The following is a 19259-nucleotide window of genomic DNA, read 5'->3' as shown; positions in this document are numbered from 1 at the left end:
AATAAAATGAATAAATATAAATGGTCAGCAAAATATAACGCGTTTTTCCCGATTGAAATACTCCCTGCTTATCAATCGTCATGGGATGACCTTAGTGATTTAATTGATATTGATGATTCTGTTGTGGCTGAATTTAACGGGAAGCCGCCTGAAGGCAAAGTGCGGGGTGTTGTTGATAACATGCCAGCATGGGTTGATATTCCTCTCCCAACATATGAGGAAAAAATAGCCGCCGCAGAAGCAATTAAGTTGAATCTGAAGGCTAACGCAGATTCTGAAATTGCCTGGCGACAGGATGCTGTTGACGCCGGTATTGCGACGGATGAGGAGACTAACGCGCTGGTTGACTGGAAAAAATATCGGGTCTTACTGATGCGTGTCGATACAGCAAAACCCGAATGGCCTACGCTTCCGGAGGATCTGGCCAGTTAGGATTGGCAGTATCAACAGAGTTCAGTGCATCAATATAGGCCAGCCAGGCTATCAGGCTGGTCTTCTCATCATCGCTGATGACTCCCAAGAGTAGTTTGCTCTGCCAGTTTATGATCGTGGCCTGTGCAGCAATCAGTAACTCTGATTTTTTCTGCTCTGCTGTCGCGATAGCTTCTTCTCGCGTTGGTAGTGGGAGATCAACCCATGCTGGCAAACCATCTATAGCCCCCAGCATCTTTCCTTCTGGTGGTGTCTGGGTGAAGGTGGCGAACGTCGCCTCATCCACCTCAACGGCATCACCTGGCCATGTCCCGGCATTTACGTATTTGCCTTTTTCATTACCCGGCATAAAGCCGTTTTCGCTTGGGCTGTAATAGTAAATTTTCATATCAGTTTCCTATGGCAAGAAATCGTCCACCCAGCGTCGGACTGGTATTACGTGATACAAACGAGCCGCGAACAGATGGATTAATTGCTGCGCCTATAGAAGACACTCCTGTTGTTCCTGCCCCAGCGGTATACCCCGATGTCGCTAATACGGCAAAAATAGTTGTAGGGAAAAGAATAGGAAACGATGTTGATATATCACTGGCAGACGGCAGGATTGTCCCCCACTGCAATAAAATGCCATTCGGTAAGAATGTGTAGCCTGGCTGTCCAGCACCGGGGGTCAAATAACTAAAGGCCGACATATCAGGTATCTGGTTTTCCCCTGTTCCGACATCCCGCAGCGCCGCTGTTCCCAAACCAACGTTTAAGAGGCTTTAGAGCCTCATTAATATGCCGATAAAATCACCATTACTACACACGACAGAGTGATTAAAATTTATGCAAATTGGCTACGTACGGGTGTCAACAAATGACCAAAACACTGATCTCCAGAGGGAAGCTCTTAAACGGTCAGGATGTGAACAGATTTTTGAGGAAAAAATGAGCGGAACAATTGCTAATAGACCAGCGCTAAAAAAGCTCCTGCGCACTCTGAAAGAGGGAGATACACTCGTAGTCTGGAAACTGGATCGGTTGGGACGGAGTATGCGCAACCTCGTGTTATTGGTCGATGAGCTGCGGTAGCGCGGCATCCACTTTCGCAGTCTCACAGACAGCATCGACACATCGAGTCCGATGGGACGGTTTATTTTCCACATCATGTCCGCACTGGCAGAGATGGAGCGTGAGCTTATTGTCGAGAGAACCCTTGCTGGTCTTGCCGCAGCTCGCGAAAAAGGACGAATAGGTGGAAGGAGACCAAAATTAACGCCTGAACAATGGGCGCAAGCAGGAAGACTGTTGGCTGCGGGAGAAACGCGGCAGCGTGTAGCAATCATCTATGATGTTGGAATTTCTACGCTGTATAAAAAGTTTCCAGCGTCTGACATATAAATCACGATCACGCAGGCGATCCAATGTTATTTGTCAATGTGTCGCGATTTGATTGGCGCGCGGCAACCAGGTTTGAAATAGGGCAGAAGCGGCAACTGCCCGACGCGCATCACGTAGTACGGCGTTAACGGCGGAAGACAGTTTTCCGGCGTGCTGCACGGCAGACAGGAAAGGGCGGTCAGCCACGGCGAGTGCAGATGGACCACCGCGCCGCAGGCCGGACGATGGCGATACCAGGCCAGGTGCATAGGCACCTCTTTTGATGGCTTATCACCACTCAGGTGAACGCCGTTGGCATCCAGTTTACTGAGCGTGGCGGCGTCCAGCTCTCCCAGGCAGGAGTTGGTCGGTGTGACCAGATAGCCGCCGTCCGGCAGCCTTACGCTCAGGTTGCCCGAGCCGCCGCTGCTGAAGCCGCGCATAAACAGAGAGCGGCCATAATGCACCAGCTGTTCGCGGAGTTGCTGTTCGGTAAGCGGGTTCATGATGTGTACTCCTGCGCGGTAAAAAAGAACTCTTCATCACCGAAGTTGCCTGACTTCAATGCCAGCGCTAACGGTGGTTCGGCGGAAAACACCCAGGGGACGCCGGGGGCGATGGCTTTACCGACCGCCAGTCGCGATACCTGCAACGCTTCCACTACGGTGCCGGACGTTTCGCCGCCCGCAACGATAAAACCGTTCACACCTGCAGCCTGCAGTTTGGCCGTCAGTCTGGCAAAGGTATGTTCAATCGCCCGGCTGGCAGGCTGCTCGCCATACTCCTGTTGAATGCGTTTTAGTGCTTCCGGCGGCTGGGTGGCGTAAATCAGCGGGGCGAGCGCGTCATCGACATGCGCCATCGCCCACAGCGACAGCTCATCGCTGTAATCTTCTGCGTCTGCCAGGCAGCGCGCCACGTCGAGTAAACGGGACGCGGCCCGCGTTTTATAGCGATTCACCTGGCGGTTGCTCATGGTGGAACAGCTTCCGGAAAAGACCACCGTTTTTGCAGGCTGCGGGAAAGGATGTGCCGCCTCCTGTCCACGCTGCGGGGTGGCGCACGCGGCCAGTGCACCGCCCAGACCGGAACCGCCCGCCAGCAGCGGCGTATGACGCAAGGCCTGAGCGAGAGTTTGCAGATCGGCTTCACTGAACGTATCCACGATCACGTGGCGTACACCTTCAGACTGACAGCTGTCCAGGGCGTGAGTGACCGCTTCCACACCTCTTTGAATCGTGCTGAGATCGATGCGTCCGACGGTACGGGGGGTTTGTGCCGCAAGCAGTCGAATCAGGTTCGCGTCGGTCATCGGGTTGAGCGGATGTTTCTCCATGCCGGATTCGTTCAGCAATACGCCATTCACAAACAGATGGCCGTGGATCACTGTCCGTCCGTTTTGCGGCAGGGCAGGACAGTGAATGATGTACGGCGTGTGCATGGCTTCCATCAGCGCATCGCTGACCGGACCGATATTACCGGCAGGGGTGGAATCAAAGGTGGAACAATATTTGAAGTAAATCTGCTGCGCACCGGCTGTGTTGTGCAGCCATTGCCAGCAGCGTAATGATTGATCGATGGCCTGGTCAGCCGCCAGAGAACGGCTTTTAAGCGAGATGACAATCGCGTCGACCTCTTCATTCCACGGCTGTGCGGCGTCTGGCATACCGGGCAGCAGTGCGACTCGCCAGCCTTGCTCAGCCATAAAACTTGCTATATCCGTTGCGCCAGTAAAGTCGTCGGCGATAACACCTGTCGTGACGGGCATACATCCACTCCGTTCAGATTGTCTGGTAATTGAGCCTATTATTCAGGAGGACGTTTCACATTCACATGATGATTCTCACAAATAAGCACATCATAAAATTGTATGAATATTTAATAACTTTATGAAAACAATAGATAAAATTTCAATTCACATTGAAATAATGCTCACAGAGTGATGTGAAGATTCGTTAATCTTTGGGAAATGTTGTCACAACAGCCGCGGGACAGGTTTAGAGGAGACGGGACGCCGCTCTTGCAATTTGATCATAATCACCTGAATAAATGAGATTATTTTTTGCGGTCAGGGTCATTCTTTCCCCAGGATAAATTTTGCATATTAGCAACGTTATCCAGACCACGGGCGGAGCGTAACGTGCCTCAGCATATTCAGGACGATGTCTTACACAGTTTTTACTCACTGGCCGAGGTGTTTTCTAAGGCGACAGGGCTTGCCGCCGTGGTGGTGGACATTAATGGTCGGGAAATTTCCGCCTGTCATAATTTTAATTCTTTCTGTTCATTACTGCGCACCGATCCGCGATATCAAAAAAGTTGTCAGAAATGTGATAAATATTGTGCTTTTGAAGGACTGAAAGAAGAAAAAATCAGAATACTCTGCTGTCATGCAGGGTTGAGTTTTTTCTCGATGCCATTAATTCGTCAAGGGCATCTGCTGGGATTTATTATTTGTGGTCAGGTGCGCGCAAAGTATCCAGAATATAAAACGATTGTCATTGATGACGATCGGCAATGGGTTTTTGATCCCAAAATTAAATCAGCCTGGAATCAGGTTGCCATTGTTGAAAATAATCATCTGGTGGCGGCGGCAAACCTGCTTAGTTTTATTATTAATAATATCAATCCAGTCCAGAGTTCAACGCTGAGCAATGCAGATGTACAGTTGAGCGACCTGCGGTTGTCGGCAATGGAGCTTTCGCGTCACGAAAAGAAACTGGTCGCCGCACTGCGTTATATCGATGAACACTTATACGAGGAACTGACGCTGGAGTCGGTGGCGGCACATGTCTGTTTAAGCGCCAATTACTTTAGCCGCTTCTTTAAGAAACGGCAGGGAGTGAATTTTAAAACCTGGGTGAGTCAGAAAAAAATGCAGCGGGCGAGCGAGTTACTGTGCGATCCGACGAACTCTATCGACAGTATCGCCCGGAAACTTCAGTATGCGCAGACCAGCTACTTTTGTCGGGTATTCCGGGCTGCTCACCAGACTTCTCCGCAGTCATTCCGTCATGAACAGCTCTCGCTGTAGACGCGTTCCATCACCTCTGGAATAAAAGAGAGTCGGTCGCTCAGACGGACAACATCGCCGACCACAATCAGCGCCGGCGGCACAATATTCGCTTCCTGCGCTTTGGTGAGCAATGTGCCGAGCGTACAGGTTAAGCGCCGTTGATTTTCCCGGGTGGCCGACATGACAATGGCGGCGGGCGTGTCTGGTGATTTGCCTCCCATCAATAGCTCTTCACAGATAAACGGCAGATTCGCTATCCCCATAACGATCACCAGCGTGCCGTTGAGCTTCGCAAGCTGCCGCCAGTCCTGCTGCTGATTGCCTTCGCGGGTATGTCCCGTCACGACATGAAAACCCGACGCCAGGTCGCGGTGGGTGACCGGGATCCCGGCGCAGGCCAGCCCGCCAATGGCGGAACTGATGCCCGGCACCACTTCGAAGGCAATACCTTCCTCGACCAGACACTCCACCTCTTCGGCACCACGACCAAACACGTAAGGATCGCCGCCTTTCAGGCGGACAATGTTCCGATGCGTCCGCGCATGCTGGATAAGCAGGGCATTGATCTCCTCCTGAGGAACGCAATGATAGCCCGGACTTTTGCCGACATTGATACAGGTACAGTTCACTGAGCACCCGTCGAGTATTTTAGGGTTGACCAACCGATCGTAAATAATGACATCAGCCTGTTGAATGCACTGCAGGGCTTTGAGGGTCAGTAAGGTGATATCACCAGGACCTGCGCCAACCAGCCAGACTTTTCCGGAATTTTTCATATGTCGTCCTTAATTATTGTCGGGAAAAACGGTAAAAAGAGTAAAAACGGATGGAAAAACGCCATCGTTTGCTTATCGTTAAGTGAACTGAATTCTCCTGAAATAATAAGTAAATAATATTGATTAACCCCGCAAAGTTTTTTCTCCGATAAACAAGTTGTCTTGAAAAATTATTAAGAACTTATTGGCGCTATTTGTCGCAAAATAACCTTAATTAAATTGTGTTTATGGCCAGCCTTGCGTATTATCGGTCATTATTTGTTCGCCTTCTGTGTGAATAAACCATGGAGTGGATCAATGACATCCAGGTAGGAAATAAAATATAACTCTCAGGCCAATCGGGAGTCGGTTGCATTTATTTTTTATAATTTAAACTATTTTTGTACGCGGCATATGGAAGACGTTATGAGAGGAAAGATACCAAAGACTGAATTACTGGTGACGTTTGAAGTAGTGGCACGTCATGAAAGTTATACGCGTGCGGCGGAGGAGTTAGCATTAACGCAAAGTGCCGTATTTCGCCAGGTGAATGCACTTGAGGATTTTCTGCATACTGCATTATTTAGTCATGCCAAAAAGCGGATTTTTTTAAACGCGGCCGGGAAGCATTATTTGAGCATTGTTAAGGAAACGCTAAATAAACTTGAGCGTGATACCAACACCATTATGACCTGGCAGCCCACGGTGGAGGTCATTGAACTGGCGGTCAATCCGACGTTCAGCACCCACTGGCTGATCCCCAATCTGCGTGAATTCAATAAACGTAACCCCGATATTATCGTCAATATTCACTCACTGGCGAACATTGGTGATTTTCTCAACCGTGAATATGATGCGGCCATTATGCGAGAGGACTTCTGTTCGCCGTGGTCAGAAGTGGAGTATCTGTTCGAAGAGGAAATTCTACCGGTCTGTAGCGGCAGTCTGCTGTCGCAGCCCAACCAGAAACTGGCGGTCGAAGAGCTGCTCAATGAGTTTCCGTTGCTGCATCAAAGTACACGAATTAACGGCTGGCAGGAGTGGTTCGCCCTGTCAGATGTCAGTAGTCCACTGGCCAACAAAGGCCCGCGTTTTGATCTGCTGTCGATGCTGATCGCGGCGGTGCGGTCTAATCTGGGGGTCGCGCTGCTCCCGCGCTTTGCTATCCAGCACGATCTGGATAACGGTGACATGGTGATCCCCTGTGATGTGCCTATGCGTACAGGTAATCGCTTCATCATGACCTGGCGGGAAGAAAAAGCGGAATCCCGTCATTTACAGGTCTTCCGCGAGTGGTTGTTGCAAAAATCGGTGGTGTCACCTCTGGAACGCTGATGCCGGTTGGCAGGCGAACGGTAGGCCGGATAAGCGCGTGCGCTATCCGGCAACTACGTGACTACCAGTCAATTCCCGCCTGTGCCTGAATACCGTTGTCAAACGCATGCTTCACGGGGCGCAGCTCGCTCACGGTATCGGCAAGCTCCAGTAACTGCGCATGGCAACCTCGTCCAGTCACAATCACACTCTGCTGGGCCGGACGTTCCCGGATGGCGGCAATCACCTCTTCGGTATCAAGATAGTGATACGCCAGCATGTAAGTGAGTTCGTCCAGTACCACCAGATCGTAATGCGCGTCGGCCAGCATACGCTTGCTCTCTGTCCAGACGGCAAGCGCCGCCGCGATATCTGACTCGCGGTTTTGCGTTTCCCAGGTAAACCCGGTGCCCATAATGTGAAACTCAACGCCCAGCGGATGCAGGGTGTTGTATTCGCCATTATCCCACTGGCCTTTGATAAACTGCGCGACGCCAACGGTTTTGCCGTGTCCCACCGCACGCGTGGCGGTGCCAAAGGCGGCCGTGGATTTCCCTTTTCCATTACCGGTGAAAACGATCACAATCCCTTTTTGTTCCGTGGCGGCAGCCACGCGGATATCAACCTGTTCTTTCAGCTTTTGCTGGCGCTGACGATGACGGTCGCTATTGGCTCGCGCTTGCATAAACGCTCCTTAATGTCCTGCCGGGCAGGATGCACAACGGTGCTGTTGTTCAAACTGGCTGAAGAAGTTGTTGCCTTTGTCGTCCACCAGCACAAAGGCTGGCAGGTTTTCAACTTCCATCATCCAGACCGCTTCCATTCCCAGTTCGGGATATTCGAGACAGCGCAGACTTTTCACATATTGCTGTGCCAGCAAGGCGGCGGCACCGCCGATACTGCCGAGGTTGAATCCGCCGTGTTTATGACAGGCCTCGGTCACCTGCGGACTGCGGTTGCCTTTTGACAGCATGACCAGGCTGCCGCCAGCGGCCTGGAAGGCATCGACATAGCCGTCCATGCGCCCGCCGGTGGTTGGCCCGAGCGAGCCGCAAGCCATCTGGTCTGGTGTTTTAGCCGGGCCCGCGTAGTAGACAATGTGATCTTTCATATACGCCGGCATCGCTTCGCCGTTGTCCAGACGCTCTTTGAGTTTGGCGTGCACGATATCGCGGGCGACGACAATCGGGCCGTTTAGCGAAAGTCGTGTGCCGACAGGCAGGGCGGATAAATCATGAAGGATCTCGCGCAGCGGACGGTTCAGATCCAGATTTACGCTCTGTGCGCTGTTCTCGACGCGGCTGGATTCAGGGATAAATTTGCCTGGATTATGCTCGAGTTTTTCCAGCCAGATCCCGTGCTTGTTGATCTTCGCTTTGATATTGCGATCGGCGGAGCAGGAGAGAGCCATCGCGATCGGACAAGAGCCGCCGTGGCGCGGCAGACGAATCACGCGAATGTCATGGGCGAAGTATTTCCCGCCAAACTGTGCGCCGATGCCAAATTCACGACTGGCGTTAAGCAGCGTGGACTCCAGCGCCGTGTCACGAAACGCCTGGCCCAGTTCATTACCGCTGGTGGGGAGGTTGTCGTAATACTTGGTTGAGGCCAGTTTGGCGACCTTGAGCGCCTGGTCAGCGGAGAGACCACCGACCACAAAGGCAATGTGGTACGGCGGGCAGGCGGCCGTGCCCAGTGATTTCATCTTCTCGATCAGAAATGCGGTGAGTTTTTCCGGCTGCAGGATAGATTTCGTCTCCTGGAACAGTGCCGCTTTGTTAGCCGAGCCGCCGCCTTTATTGACGAACAGGAAGCGGTATTCGTTACCCGGCGTGGCGCTGATGTCTATCTGCGCGGGCAGGTTAGTACCGGTGTTGACCTCGTTGTACATATCCAGCGGGGCGTTTTGCGAATAGCGCAGGTTATTGTCTTTAAAGGTGGCATAAATCCCTTTGCTGAGCGCTTCAGCATCATCGCCGCCGGTCCATATTTGTTGACCTTTGCTGGCGACAACCGTCGCCGTGCCCGTGTCCTGGCAGTTCGGCAGCACGCCTTTCGCCGACACTTCCGCATTACGTAACAGCTGTAGGGCGACGTATTTGTCGTTACTGCTGGCCTGCGGATCGTGCAGGATGCTGGCTATTTGCTTTAAATGTCCGGTGCGCAGGAAGAACGATGCTTCATAGAATGCCTGTTGAGCCAGCAGCGTTAATGCTTCCGGCGCCACTTTGATGACCTCTTCGCCATCTAATTCAGTCACCGTAACATGCTGATTGCTCAGTAATTCGTATTCCGTACTCTCTTTGCTTTGTACAAAGAGTTCTTGCCAGACAAAGGGTTTAGACATGTTACTTCTCACGTTAAGGTTGATATCGCCGGAGGGCGGCGTCGCGCCGTATCCGACCAACAAAAATGCCTGATTCGTAGGCCGGATGTGCATGAGCGCTCGCCGGCATCTGCTTAATGCGCCATAAAGAGATTGGCCTGCGTTGCATGGGCAACATATTCAATGGTCTGCTGGGCGCGCACGCTGTTCCCGGCGCTATCCAGCGGCGGTGAGTAAACGGCGATGGCATATTGCCTCGGAACCACTGCGACCATCCCGCCACCGACGCCGCTTTTCGCCGGAATACCGACGGTATACAGCCATTTGCCGCTGCCGTCGTAGAGGCCGGCGATGGCCATTTCTGCCAGCACCTGCGGCACATAGCGTTCATTCAGCAACTGTTTGCCGTTGAACGGCGATTTGCCCTTATTGGCCAGCACAGCCCCCATTTTGGCGAGCTGCTCAACGGTGATATCCACTGAACACTGGCGGGTGTAGATCTCCACGGCATCCTGCGTATTGCCGTAGAAGCTGTTGTACGATGCCATCAGTTGCGCCAGCGCCTGGTTATGCTGATTGGTCTCCATTTCCGATCTGAACACCGGTTCATTAACCGTGAGCGTGGCGTCGGCCCAGGCGTTCAGGTTGGCGAGGATTTTGTTCCAGCGGTCGGTTTTGTCTTTAGCATCAATCAGGCTGACGGTACTCATGGCACCGGCATTGACCAGCGGATTCTCCGGCGCGCCCTTCGTGAGTTCGACGGCGAGGCCGGAATTAAAGGGCAAGCCGGTGGCGTTCGCACCGAGTTTATCCAGCACTTCCTGCGGCCCGCGTTGTTCCATTGCCAGCGCGAGGGTGAAGACTTTGCTCAGCGACTCCATCGGGAACGCTTTACTGATGTCTCCAGCCTGGTAAATTTTGCCGTCAACGGTAGCGAGGGTAATGGCGAAGTTGTTGGGGCTGTATGCGGCAAGGGCAGGGATATAGTCGGCGACGTTGCCGTCGTGGTTACTTTTGTATTTCTGGTGTGCCTGTTCGATCAATGCGGCGTAGTCCGGCACCGTTTGCGCCAGCGTGGCGGCGCTAAAAAACAGGCTGGCGGTTAACATGCTCGCGCCGAAGAATTTTACGTTCATGGTGCAACCTTGTTGGTGTGATTGGCATGTTGCCGGATGGCGGCGCAAGCCCCTTATCCGGCCTACAGGTTAATACTCAATGTGTAGGCCGGATAAGCAATAGCGCCACCCGGCAACCTTATATCATCAGGACATCACCACTTCTGACGGTTCAGTTGCAGGACGCTCCTGTTCTGGCGTTTTGACCGGCGCAGTGCCCCGGCAGCCTGAACCGAAGTGTTCACCTTCCCAACGACCGACAATGGCGGCACCCATGGCGTTACTCATGACGTTGGTCGCAGAACGGCCCATGTCGAGGAACGGATCGACGCCCATCAGCAGGATCAGACCCGCTTCCGGAATGTTGAACTGGTTGAGGGTCGCGGCAATGACCACCATCGAGGCACGCGGTACGCCCGCCATGCCTTTGGAGGTCAACATCAGGATCAGCAGCATGGTGATCTGCTCGCCCATGCTCAGTTCAATGTTGCACGCTTGCGCGATAAAGACGGTGGCAAACGAGCAGTAGGCCATTGAACCCACCAGGTTAAAGGAGTAACCGATAGGCAGCACAAAGCTGGCAATCTTGGATGAGACGCCGAATTTCTCCAGTTTATCCAGGGTGCCAGGGAATGCGGCTTCAGAACTGGAGGTGGTAAACGCCAGCAGTGCCGGTTCGAGGATCGCTTTCGTCAGACGACTGATGCACGGACCGACAATCACCGTTGACAGGCCGATCAGGATCGCCCACAGCATGCCCAGCGTCAGGTAGAACTCACCCATGAAGATCCCGGCGCTTACCATCACGCCCAGTCCGCGTTCAGCGATCAGCCCGGAGATGGCGGCGAACACCGTTAACGGTGCGAACAGCATGACGTAACCTGTCAGCTTCAGCATGACGTGAACCAGCGAGTCGAGCACTTTCACGATCGGCTCGGCTTTTTCGCCAATGGCGGCCAGGCTGCAACCGAGGAAAATCGAGAACACCACGATTTGTAGGATTTCGTTACGCGCCATCGCATCCACGATGCTGGTCGGCACGGCGTGAGAGATAAACACTTTCAGCGTGAACGGTTCTGACTGCACGCCAGCCACTGCCGCAGCGTCATGGGCGACAAAGTTAATGCCCGCACCCGGCTGGAACAGATTGACGATGACCAGACCCAGCGCAATCGACAACAGTGAGGCGCAGATAAACAGGAAAAAGGTTTTCGAGAATATACGGCCCAGCGTTTTGGCATCGCCCATTTTCGCGATACCAACGACCAGGGTTGAAATAACCAACGGCGCGATAATCATTTTTACCATACGTAAGAAGATAGTGGTAAAAATAGAAATATCCTGCGCGTATGATTTTGCTGTATCTGCCGATGCCATATTATTAATAGCCACCCCGGCAATCATGCCGAGTATCAGGCCTAATATGATCATTTTTGTTAGACTTATTTTCTTCATGTTTACTCCATCGGATCAAGGCTAGTCTGTAAAATTATGTAGGGCGGCGTGCGCCTGAGCGCGGACAGCAGCTCAGATGCACGCCTGTTATGACCAACCGCATGAATTATCTGGAATACAGTGATACAGCGAAATCCTGTACGCCAATGGACGTTGTTGTATTTTTTAATTACAGATCGAACTCAATACTTAATAACGGTGCATGCTGCTGCGCGCCATAAACATCATTGTCACCGACGTTGCCGGAAATAATATCGCGAGGCATCACGATTTTTACGGCATTCGCAGGGTCAAACCAGACGATGCGATGAATAAAATTAGGTTCAACGTTATATAAGCGGGCAATTAACTGCGGAGTTAATTGCTCAGAACGTTTTACCCGCTGATAGTCTTCGCGCGTTTTAAATAAAATATCTAACACCAGTTCATACGGTCCGGCGTTTTTGGAACGAATCACCTGCGCCAGGGTGCAAATAGCGTGTTTCATGCCTGAACTCCTTCTGGCGTCACCTGTTCGATATGGAAGTCAAAACGCAGTGCATCGCTGGCTTCGATCAGGTGATAGATTGAGAACTCATACACCGGCCCGCTTTGAATATCGGATGGCGAGAACGGGAAGGCGAGGTTGCCTGCCGTGGCGATCCGGTTTTCGTAGCCGTAGTGCAGCAGGGTAGAGCGCACCAGCGAACAGACGCTGTTGGCGATATCCTGCGTTGGCGCGACCACGTCCAGTAAAATGCCCAGTTCGTGCCCGGCAGTTTGCATCGGTTCATGATTGCCCATCACGCCGTTCTTACCGTACAGGTGGAACGTCATGCGGATGCTGTCATCATTCAGTGAGAGGTTGCGGGCAACGCTTGCCTGAACTTCTTCGAGAATGGTGTCGATGCCAGCAATCATGATCGGATCGCGGGTACCGGCAATGGTCAGGCAGCGGAAGCCCACCTGGCGCGCGCCTTCCAGTTTCAGCGCATACGGCGTTTCTTCATGACGGGAACCGCTGACGTACACTTCGCCATCGTTTACCGCGGTGAAGCTGCACCCTTTCAGGTTCAGTACGCCGCCAGGGCCTGGCAGGAAGTAGGGATCGGACTTCTCATACAGGGTGTGCGCCGCCGCCGACGTTTCGGTGAACTTGCGTTTTGGATTGAACGTCTTAAGCGTAAAGCCGTTGTCGTCGATAATCCCCATCGCGCAGTCGGAACCGGAACCTGGGGTGGCGGCAATGGCCGCACATTCCAGGATCTTGCCGCAGTGCAGCGCCAGACCTTCATCAAAGCCCTGCATAATTGGCAGTGCCGCGAAGCAGGCCGGATCGTAAGCCCGTCCGCCCAGCACCACCTGCGCCCCCGCTTCCAGCGCACGCTGGAACGGCTCGATCCCCATCTGCGCCACGATATAGGTGCTCTCTTCGATCGCCTCGTGGGTCAGTGCCGGAACAAAGTCCAGCGCGGTGATTTTGCCGTTATCCAGCGCCTGATGAACCACCTCTTTATTCACATCCGATGGGATCAGGGCCATTGAAAAGGACAGTTTTTCTTCCTGCGCAATCTCAAGGATAATCTGCCGACACCACTCAAGGTGCGGTGCAGCACCGGATCCCCCGGCGGTGCCGATCACCACCGGAATGTTGTTCTTAACGCCCGCCGTGATCATATAACGCAGATCGCGTTTCACCCCGGCCCTGTCGGTAAACGGTTTACCCGCCCCCAGATAGTGGGGGCCAGGATCGGAGGAGCCTGCGTCAACCGCGATCAGATCCGGTGACTCTTCCATGGCTTTACGAAAGCTCTCTTCCGGGAAGCCATAACCCAGGATAGCCGTCGGCGATAAGATCTTAAATGTGCGTGCCATCTCTTAATCCTTAGTCTGCAACAGCGCGATGGTGCGGTTCATTTCGTTAAACACGATATTGAGACCTTCATCGAAGCCCATACCTGGCTTTATCAGCATACGCATCGGACGTGCGGCGAGAGCCACATGTACGCAGGTACGGGCGCTGATTTCGGTTTCGTTACAGGTACCGCCCTGGTAGGCTTCCATCCCGTGTTTGTTGCAGTACAGCACCGCGTCAACGATGTTGTGAATGCCGCCGAGATCCGGGGTTTTGATCTGCACCATGTGGCAGCTGCCGGCATCGGTGAAGTCCACGATGTCCTGATAGGTGTTACACCATTCGTCCGCAACAATTTTCACGCCGGAACCCAGACGGGTCAGCTCTTTGGTGATGGCCGTCAGCATGCGGATCTGATCCGGCTTGTTGCCCGCATCGACCGGACCTTCAATGTACAGCGGCAGGCCCTGCGCCTCTTTTTCCAGACTGGCGATGTACTCGGCGCAGCGGACCGGGTCCATATCGAAGATCAGACCGATGGTGCCATACACGTCGATATGCAGCGTCGGATGGTAGCGCGGGCTGCTGCGCAGGCTGAGAATACGGTCGGACAACCAGCGTACGTACTCACGCAGTTTTTCACCTTTGAAACCGAGCTTTTCTTCGACGTTGTTGATCAGCGCGTGCGGCAGGACATCAACGCCTTTGAGGATCATCTTGTCGACGGCGATATAGCGGTCATCGCCACTCTGACCAAATAAAGGAATCGCTTCCGGTACGCAGGGCAATTGCCATTCGTCGCACACGACTTCCGTTTTCAGGCGACCTGAGGCCAGCGCGGTGGCGTCAAGCAGTGCCTGTGACAGACCGTAACGAACGGCGGTATGCAGTAAATTACCGTCGATGCGCAGTTTGTCGAAGAAACGGGCGTTCGGCAGGAACGCATCCACGTCGCGGCCTTCAAGCAGCGGTTTAATGTGATCGTTGAGGAACGGAATAAAGTGTTCAGCCAGGAACAGCGGATCGCGGCCACCGGCACCGGAGTACTGCACCGCGGCACAATCACCCACCGCCACCGCGCCGTTTTCCAGAATCAGCTGTACGGAAACGCACTCACCGGCCTGACGCACAGAGGTAAAGCCTGGGGTGACCGGATCGCCGGTATAAATAAACCCGTCATGACCTGCGCCATTTTTGATCGCCTGCTGGTCATCAAAATAGAATGAGGAGTAGCCAGCGGTGAAAAGCGCCTGTTTAATTTTCATTATGGTCTTCCTATTAATTGACTGTGGGATACAGCGTTGATGTCATCAACAACCATCTGGAATGAGGGTTTACGTCCTTCGTATTGCGCACGCTCGGCCACATAGTCGTGGTGCAGGGCGAGAATGTCTTTTGGCAGTGGAACCGAGCCGGCTTCCAGAATACGGATAGCGCCGGAGTTGTCGCGAACCGGCAGGATTTTCCCGGCGTTGCAGGAGGCCGGAGCGAAAGGCACATCCAGGACGCCAGCTTCAAAGGCCAGCACCGTCCCGCGCGCAACGTCGCCGTTGCCCAGCTCAAACACTTTCTTCAGGACTGCGCGAACTTCGCTCTTAATCAGATCCACTTCCTGTTCTACTGCGGCGCACGGCGGGAATTTCTGGTCGCTGACCATATTGAGCATCTGACGCGATGCGCGCAGTCCCTGGGCGTTAGCCGCGGCCGTCGGGATACCGAAGGCTTCATGTGGGCTCTTGGTGATCACTTTGGTGGCACCGGACATGCCGGCGACCGCTGCGCCCCAGGAGATAATGGCGAATGCTTTGGATTCGTCTTCCGGGAAGCCGCCCATCCACTGGTGGAAGACGGTGCTCAGTTCATAATCATTGAAACCGTAATTCTGGAAATACTCGTGGGACAGTTCGCGCAGTGACTGGATCGCAGCAATATCCTGCGTCAGGCTGCCCACCTGGCCGTAGCCGACGGTGATGGATTTCACGCCTTGTTCCAGCGCCAGCAGACCTTCGATAATCGCCACAGCATGAGACATGAACGGTGGGATCAGCGTGCCGGTCAGCGGGCCGAACGGTTCGCGGTTAATGCGAATGCCGTGTTCTTCATACAGCCCCATCAGACGGTCACAGTACTGCCAGTCGCGAATGGATTTTTCCAGCGTGACGCGCTTGGCGTAAGGAATGTTGTAGGAGATACCGCCGCCCTCGTAGCTGGTGAAGCCGCTGGCCATGGCAATCTCTGCCAGCAGACGCGCATCCGGCGTACCGTGACGTACCTGAATGGGTTTCTCCAGCGATTCGGTCATTCGGCGACAGGCCGCCACGCCGTGGTTAACCACCGGCAACCCGTTGAGCTTCGACGTCCCGGCTTCAATGGATTTCTGGATCCCAATGGCGGCTTCTTCATAACGATTCAGACGGGTGTAGGCATCGATAGTGCTGGGCAGCAGGTCACACTCTGCCTGCAGGGTTTTCAGCAGTTCAATATGCTCATCCATCAGCGCCACGCCGGCGCGCGGCTGGCTCAGGGTTTTCCCTTCCTGGTCAGCCTTCAGCAAGGCATGAGAGAAACGTTTTTTCTCAGGAATGGTCTGCTGGTACTTCACGCCATCTTCAAAATGTTCGACGTCTTTGCCGGTATGCCACGTCTGCAACACCTGATGCCGCTCAGTCATAAATTCGTCATGGGTTAATTTCTTATTTCGAAGTTCCATTCGTCGCTGCCTTAGGTTTTATAGGGTTAAACAGTGAATGCTGGTGCGCGCAGCGGCCTGGGGATCCAGTCTGGCAACGTTTGCCAGCAGCGGGAGCAGACCTTTTGCATCGCGGTAGTACTCAAACTGAGTGGGTAAAAGAATGCGTCTGCCGTCGTCGTCCAGTTCGCGATATTTGAGCCAGTGATGGATATCAAACTGACTGGCGCGGGAGAGCCAGCCGCCCGAGCCGACCACTTTGCGCACGGTGGTCAGGTCGCGTCCCATCTGTAAATCGACGTTGCCAACGCAGGTACAGACCTGCTTTTTGGTGCCAGCGTGACGCTCGGCGGCGTAACCAACACACAGTCCGGCTAACAGAGAATCAAAGTATTTCTCTTCCTCGCTTTGCGGCAGATAATCGGGATGTGCTACCAGATGGCGCAGGTAGCCATAAAAGGCCTCCTGGCGCGCCGGCTGCTGAGCGAATACCACCTTCACCAGTTCATGGGTGCTTTCGCCTACCACCACAGCGGAGACGCGCATGCCGAGATCGCCTTCCACTGTGCGCTTAACGAACGGCTCCGGGACGCCGTGCAGTACGGTGTCGGGCGAGAGGGTATTGGCGCTGGCGGAATAGACGTCGGTGGTCGCGCCGCCCATGTCGATGAGCATGAACTCTTTCCACGCGCTGTCGACTTCGCTGATGGCTTTGACCAGTTCGTACACCGTCCAGGGCGTCGGCATGGGCTCTTCGCCGGTTTCACCGACAATCACATCCAGTCCTTTGCCTTTCACGATGCGGGACAGGAAGACATCACAAATCGCCTTGCGGGCGGCGAAGGGATTCGGGTGATCGAGGTCGGGCAGAATGTTGTCTACCGTGATCAGATCTTTGTGTCCCAGAATCGCCTGGACATCGTCCTGAATGTCGCGGTTTCCAGCGTAGATAATGGCGCAGTCGAGACTGGACTCTGCCAGCGCATGCGCGTTGGCCAGACCGTAGCTCTCTTCACCGCCATCGGTTCCGCCGGTAAACAACAGAATGTCCGGCGGCGTGGCTTCCAGCGCCTTAATGTCATGACGATTCAGCTTATACGAGTAGTACTGGGCGATTTTGGCCCCGGCGGAATGTGCCGTGACTTTTGCCGATTCCAGAGTGATCGACGGCACCAGTCCCATTGCGGCGACGGCAAGGCCGCCTTTTGCCGATGAGGAGTATTTCAGTGTCACTTCACCGCGGTTGAGCAGTGGGCGCGCATCGGCAACGTTCAGCACCTGGTTCAGGCTGGCGAAAAAACCGTCCGCCAGATGATGGGTCGTCGTCGGAGTCAGAACGTGGTTAACCAGTGTTAACGCATCCCCCTCCTTTGCGAAGAGGGCAGCTTTGGTCCACGTCGAGCCGATATCGACAGAGACGGTTTGCATCAGATAGCCTCTTCCAGACAACGCTGTTCGATACCGTGGCGCTTGTTGATATCCATTGCCATCAACTGACAAACATCTTCGAGATCGTGGCTTGGGGCGAAGACACGCTGGAAGCCCATCTCTTTAAATTTGGCTTCGACGTCTGCGAAATCATGCTTTCCGACGACCAGGTTGCCGCCGACGTAAAGAAGGATATCGCCAATGCCTCGTTCGATGCAGCGCTCGCGCAGCCCCAGGCAGTCAATGTCGCCATGGCCATAAATAGAGGAGACGACAATGGCATCGGCGCCGGTTTCGATCGCGGCATCGATATATTCATCCTGGCTCACCATTACGCCCAGATTGATTACGCGAAAATCATGGGCAGTAAAAACGCGGTCCAGAACTTTATTGCCTACTGCATGGCAGTCAGCACCAATGACGCCAATAACGAGTGTTGATTTTTTCATGGGTAATCCTCTCCAGGACTCAGGGTAAGAAATAAAATGTTTTTGAATGTTTTAATAGGGACGGAGTGTCGTGGGGAGGCGCGATGGATGCAATTGATCTATTTTCAAAATATCTTTCGAAAAATGACTGTTCTATGAAGTAAAATTAAAATATCTTTACTTTCATATAGTTGCGATTGTGGTTTCAGCGCATTAATATTTTAATAAAAAGGTATCTATTAAACGGAGTTTCATGTTTGTGATCTGAATCCTGTTTATTTGTCTGTTGGCGAAAGGCGCCTTTAAATAATTTAAGAAGAAGAAGTGTGAGATAGATAACGGAATTAACTGACCCCTTAATATAGACATAAAAATAACTGTTAATGAAAAGATAATAATTTGTTCCGAGTGCGTTTGTATTATTCAATTAAGCTGTACACCATTCCAGGCAACACCGTGTCACATTCTGGTCATTTCTTGTTGTTTCAGGTGAGTCAGTTCCGCAAACGTATCATGTCGGATTGACGGGGCGCTGAACCAGGCTAAATGAGAGTTCATGCCAGGGGAGGAGAACGATTCTTCGTCAACCTGCTGGACGGGCAGCAGCATACCTGGCGGAATAATCAGCAAACAGATCGGCGCTGCTCACAGCGTCATTTTATTGTTAACGGAATAATAACAATGTGGTGTTAATTCATTTTTCTGTAAAAGTAAAATAATTGTGAATAACAACGTGCAGATTCTTCGTCTCTGGAAAATAACTGAAAATTGACTACGCTAAATTGAGCGGGTCAGGGCCACGGAAAATGCCGTTACCGCGTTAATTAAAGCACTGTCTTTTTATATAGACATTTTCACTTAGTAACCATCCCCACCCGCAAAGATACATGTTAGCAACATGTTTTTCACTACGATCACTCAATTTAAACACGATTAACAAAAAGCACTGTTTTTGATTTAAATCAATGTTTAAACGTTGGTAAAAGCGTGTGAAACACGTTAAATTGTCGCCGATCAAATTGGTGGAAAGGTGATAAATTCGCTATAAATTGATCACTGTCGAAAAATGCAAATCTTCCTCAATAAAAACCTGTTTATTGTAAGG

General features: G+C 52.8%; 16 protein-coding genes and 2 pseudogenes. 4 read left to right on the top strand and 14 right to left on the bottom strand.

The features are described from left to right. Positions 1–6: 6 nt before the first annotated feature. Positions 7–432, top strand: a complete 426-nt coding sequence (locus GBC03_22055) for a tail fiber assembly protein (GenBank protein QFS72694.1) — start codon at positions 7–9, stop codon at positions 430–432. On the opposite strand, the gene GBC03_22050 is transcribed toward GBC03_22055, so the two are convergent. Next, the gene (locus GBC03_22050; protein QFS72693.1) at positions 404–820 is read right to left on the bottom strand and encodes a phage tail protein; all 417 of its coding nucleotides are present in this window, start codon (positions 818–820) and stop codon (positions 404–406) included. The genes GBC03_22055 and GBC03_22050 overlap by 29 nt on opposite strands. Positions 821–1260: 440 nt before the next feature. On the opposite strand from GBC03_22050, the pseudogene GBC03_22045 reads away from it, so the two are divergent. Next, positions 1261–1815, top strand: a pseudogene (locus tag GBC03_22045) (helix-turn-helix domain-containing protein). Positions 1816–1880: 65 nt separating this feature from the next. Here GBC03_22045 and GBC03_22040 read toward each other — a convergent pair. Both GBC03_22040 and GBC03_22035 read right to left on the bottom strand, forming a co-directional pair. Next, positions 1881–2300, bottom strand: a pseudogene (locus GBC03_22040) (aldolase). After that, positions 2297–3562, bottom strand: coding sequence for a hypothetical protein (locus tag GBC03_22035; protein ID QFS72692.1), 1266 nt, complete (start codon positions 3560–3562; stop codon positions 2297–2299). Before GBC03_22035 ends, GBC03_22040 begins: the two are co-directional and overlap by 4 nt. 372 nt (positions 3563–3934) lie before the next feature. Here GBC03_22035 and GBC03_22030 point away from each other — a divergent pair, with 372 nt between their 5' ends. Next, positions 3935–4828 (top strand): helix-turn-helix domain-containing protein, encoded by an 894-nt coding sequence (locus GBC03_22030; protein QFS72691.1) that lies wholly within the window; start codon positions 3935–3937, stop codon positions 4826–4828. Here GBC03_22030 and cobA read toward each other — a convergent pair. After that, a complete protein-coding gene (gene cobA, locus GBC03_22025; GenBank protein ID QFS72690.1) occupies positions 4807–5586 on the bottom strand; it encodes a uroporphyrinogen-III C-methyltransferase in 780 nt (259 codons plus the stop codon). The genes GBC03_22030 and cobA overlap by 22 nt on opposite strands. 405 nt (positions 5587–5991) lie before the next feature. On the opposite strand from cobA, the gene GBC03_22020 reads away from it, so the two are divergent. Continuing rightward, positions 5992–6900 (top strand): LysR family transcriptional regulator, encoded by a 909-nt coding sequence (locus GBC03_22020; protein ID QFS72689.1) that lies wholly within the window; start codon positions 5992–5994, stop codon positions 6898–6900. 61 nt (positions 6901–6961) lie between these two features. Here GBC03_22020 and cobO read toward each other — a convergent pair whose 3' ends face one another. From cobO to GBC03_21970, 10 genes are all read right to left on the bottom strand, one after another. Next, a complete protein-coding gene (cobO, locus tag GBC03_22015; GenBank protein ID QFS72688.1) occupies positions 6962–7564 on the bottom strand; it encodes a cob(I)yrinic acid a,c-diamide adenosyltransferase in 603 nt (200 codons plus the stop codon). Between the two features lie 9 nt (positions 7565–7573). Continuing rightward, entirely contained in the window at positions 7574–9226 is a 1653-nt protein-coding gene (locus GBC03_22010; GenBank protein ID QFS72687.1) for a class I fumarate hydratase, read from the bottom strand. Between the two features lie 113 nt (positions 9227–9339). Continuing rightward, entirely contained in the window at positions 9340–10341 is a 1002-nt protein-coding gene (gene glsA, locus GBC03_22005) for a glutaminase A (GenBank protein ID QFS72686.1), read from the bottom strand. Between the two features lie 126 nt (positions 10342–10467). Then, positions 10468–11775 (bottom strand): cation:dicarboxylase symporter family transporter, encoded by a 1308-nt coding sequence (locus GBC03_22000; GenBank protein ID QFS72685.1) that lies wholly within the window; start codon positions 11773–11775, stop codon positions 10468–10470. Between the two features lie 169 nt (positions 11776–11944). Further along, positions 11945–12262, bottom strand: coding sequence for a DUF4387 family protein (locus GBC03_21995; protein ID QFS72684.1), 318 nt, complete (start codon positions 12260–12262; stop codon positions 11945–11947). Further along, entirely contained in the window at positions 12259–13629 is a 1371-nt protein-coding gene (locus GBC03_21990; GenBank protein QFS72683.1) for an acyclic terpene utilization AtuA family protein, read from the bottom strand. Before GBC03_21990 ends, GBC03_21995 begins: the two co-directional genes overlap by 4 nt. A 3-nt stretch (positions 13630–13632) precedes the next feature. Continuing rightward, positions 13633–14874 (bottom strand): methylaspartate ammonia-lyase, encoded by a 1242-nt coding sequence (locus tag GBC03_21985; GenBank protein QFS72682.1) that lies wholly within the window; start codon positions 14872–14874, stop codon positions 13633–13635. Then, positions 14874–16319: a methylaspartate mutase subunit E gene (locus tag GBC03_21980; protein QFS72681.1), complete on the bottom strand. Its 1446-nt coding sequence runs from the start codon at positions 16317–16319 to the stop codon at positions 14874–14876. Before GBC03_21980 ends, GBC03_21985 begins: the two co-directional genes overlap by 1 nt. Before the next feature lie 18 nt (positions 16320–16337). Continuing rightward, positions 16338–17726: a glutamate mutase gene (locus GBC03_21975; GenBank protein QFS72680.1), complete on the bottom strand. Its 1389-nt coding sequence runs from the start codon at positions 17724–17726 to the stop codon at positions 16338–16340. Continuing rightward, positions 17726–18175 (bottom strand): methylaspartate mutase subunit S, encoded by a 450-nt coding sequence (locus GBC03_21970; protein ID QFS72679.1) that lies wholly within the window; start codon positions 18173–18175, stop codon positions 17726–17728. The genes GBC03_21975 and GBC03_21970 overlap by 1 nt, the downstream gene beginning before the upstream one ends. Between the last annotated feature and the right edge of the window lie 1084 nt (positions 18176–19259).

The organism is Citrobacter telavivensis (genome assembly GCA_009363175.1).
GTDB classification, from domain to species: Bacteria; Pseudomonadota; Gammaproteobacteria; order Enterobacterales; family Enterobacteriaceae; genus Citrobacter_A; species Citrobacter_A telavivensis.
Note: the sequence above shows the minus strand (reverse complement) of the source record. Positions and strands in the feature narration are given on the sequence as shown.